Origin of the sequence: Romboutsia sp. 1001713B170207_170306_H8, assembly GCF_015550495.1 — a bacterium.
Taxonomy (GTDB): Bacteria; Bacillota; Clostridia; order Peptostreptococcales; family Peptostreptococcaceae; genus Romboutsia_E.
Window position 1 is genome coordinate 1 of record NZ_JADNAX010000037.1, and the last position, 2,011, is coordinate 2,011.

The 2,011-nt window shown below is 28.8% G+C and carries 3 protein-coding genes; all 3 read left to right on the plus strand.

From position 1 onward, the window contains the following. On the plus strand, window positions 1-1,644 hold a 1,644-nt coding region (locus tag I2A66_RS16795), incomplete at its 5' end, for a hypothetical protein (RefSeq protein ID WP_195252032.1). Window positions 1,645-1,680: 36 nt separating this feature from the next. Beyond that, window positions 1,681-1,905 (plus strand): hemolysin XhlA family protein, encoded by a 225-nt coding sequence (locus tag I2A66_RS16800; RefSeq protein ID WP_122639832.1) that lies wholly within the window; start codon window positions 1,681-1,683, stop codon window positions 1,903-1,905. A gap of 13 nt (window positions 1,906-1,918) precedes the next feature. Beyond that, window positions 1,919-2,011: phage holin (locus I2A66_RS18090; protein ID WP_442970902.1), on the plus strand; the 93-nt coding region annotated here is incomplete at its 3' end.

Genomic DNA, 2,011 nt, shown 5'->3' on the forward strand with positions numbered 1-2,011 from the left:
AATACGAGTAGAATAGATCAAGTTGAAAGTAAAAATGAGGAACAAGATTCAAGACTTCTTGATATTGAGGAGAAGAATAAAGTTCAAGATGTATATATACAAGGTTTATTTAATGAAAGTAAGGATGGAAGGCTAACTATAGAGGGCGAAGGAAATTCTTTAAAGTTAGAAGGCAGTAAAGAAGGTTTGGTTAATATAGATAAAATTGTAGGTAATACATTAGTTAATGAAGAAATGCAATCTACCTTTGAAAACTGTAAAGTAACACAAGAAATGGTTGATAGTGGTGAAGAAAGTATCGAAAATTTAGGTAAATATAAATGCGAAGTTGAGATAAGAGGTAAGAATTTATTAGGGCTGCAAGATGTTACTCAAACATTAGATTTAACAACTTCATTATCACCTCAAAGCGGTGTTAGTAAAGGTTCAATAATATATAAAAATATTGATGTATCTAGATTTAATGGACAACACATTTTAAGTGGCGTCTTTACTTTAGATAGTGATAAATATAATTTGAAAGTAATATGTCACAACATAGAAAATACAAAAAATACACATAATGATAGTTACAATTATTTGATTCAAAAAAACGGAGGTAAAGAATTTAACTTTAATACAACTATAGACTTAACTAATTATAAATATATAACTATAACAACAGGTAACATTACACCATTGGAAAGTAAAATTTATACGGTTAAGGTAAATAAACTTCAACTAGAAGAAGGGACACAAGCAACTTCATACGAACCTTATTATTACTCAACTAAAACAGTGTATCTAAATTCACCACTACACAAAACTGATGAAATAGTTTACATTGACGGTGAGTTGAAACATCATCATAAAATGAGTAGTTATTTACTATCACATAATGATGATATAAGGATGTATGATAATAATTTGTCTAATTGTAATAGATATGGTTTAGCAATGACAGGTTATAAGTTTAAATCAAATGGAGAAGGTTGTTGTGATAAAATACCATATATTCAAAACAATTCTGATGATATATTTCATGTTAGACTGGACGGCACTAAACCGTATGGAGCATTAACATTTTGGCTACCTAAAGAATATGGTTCTACAGTTGATGAACTAAAAAGTTATATGAGGGATAATAACATTGAATATAATTTAATCCTAGAGTTAGCAGAACCTTATTATGAAACAATAGATACAGATAGGTTATTACTAGAAATACCCAATAATGCAACATTAAGTGTAGAAAGTGTAATACCTTGTCAAAGTGTTAAAGCAACTTACACAGGTAACGTACCTAGCATATATGCTATGGAAAACTCTCTTCTAGATATAGAAGAACATAATGTAGATATGGTGGCAACTACTTTTGATATGGATTATAGACTATTAGAGGTTGAATGGACATTAGAAGATGCCGGACTTACAGGAATAAGTTTAGCAAATACATTTAATATAAATAAAAATATAAAAGGAGGAAAGACAATGGCACTTTCAAGATATGAGCAAGCAAAAATAATGATATTAGGTGGAGCATATGATAAGGCTACACTTACAAAGCAATTAACTAGATACTTAGAGAAAAATATAATAACTAAAGGAGAGTATGATGATTTAATGTCATTAATGGAAGCAAAAGAACTTGTTACAGGTGAGTAATTAAGTTCTTTTTTATTGTATATAAAGGAGGTTGGTATGGCTGAGGACACTTCACAAGAAGTTAGAGAACGTCTAATTAGAATTGAAGTTCTCTTAGAGAATATAAATAAAAATCATGAATTGAAGAATGAAATTATAGAAGAAAAAATAAAAGTAGCAAATAATAGAATATCTGACTTAGAAAATAGTAATACATGGTTATGGAGAGCAATAGCAGGTGCTTTAATTAGTTCTGTTATTGCTCTTTTAATAAAATTTTAAAGGAAGGTAATTTATGAAAATAAACTGGAAGGTAAGATTTAAGAACCCTTTATTTGTAGCACAATTAGGAATGAGTGTATTAGTTCCTATATTAGCCTATGCAAAC

What these genes read in the sequence shown, in the direction of transcription:
- I2A66_RS16800 (WP_122639832.1), top strand. Translation starts at nt 1,681, where the DNA reads ATGGCTGAGGACACTTCACAAGAAGTTAGAGAACGTCTAATTAGAATT.